This is a genomic window from Glaciimonas sp. GG7 (genome assembly GCF_052976905.1).
In genome coordinates this window covers 1-276 of sequence record NZ_JBRIIQ010000253.1, presented here as the reverse complement: position 1 = coordinate 276, position 276 = coordinate 1, and the positions used below count along the sequence as shown (strand labels likewise).

Genomic DNA, 276 nt, shown 5'->3' with positions numbered 1-276 from the left:
CATAAATTTTGAGATTGACCAACTGTTGTTGCGGAAGGATTGTAAACGATTTCGGCGCCGTTTAAACCCAATGCTCTTGCGCCTTCGGGAAAATGACGGTCGTAGCAAATGTAAACACCAATTTTAGCATATTTAGTTTGAAAAACGGGATAACCTAAATTTCCTGGTTTAAAGAAAAATTTCTCCCAAAATCCGCCAGTTTGTGGAATATGATTTTTGCGGTATTTTCCTAAATATTTTCCGTCTGCGTCAATGACCGCGGCGGTGTTATACAAA

1 protein-coding gene is annotated in these 276 nt (G+C 39.1%); it reads right to left on the bottom strand.

Annotated elements, in window-relative coordinates; all coding sequences use genetic code 11:
* Positions 1-276 (bottom strand): nitrilase-related carbon-nitrogen hydrolase (locus tag ACVBEF_RS21400; RefSeq protein WP_447125906.1); only part of this gene is annotated, 276 nt, incomplete at both ends.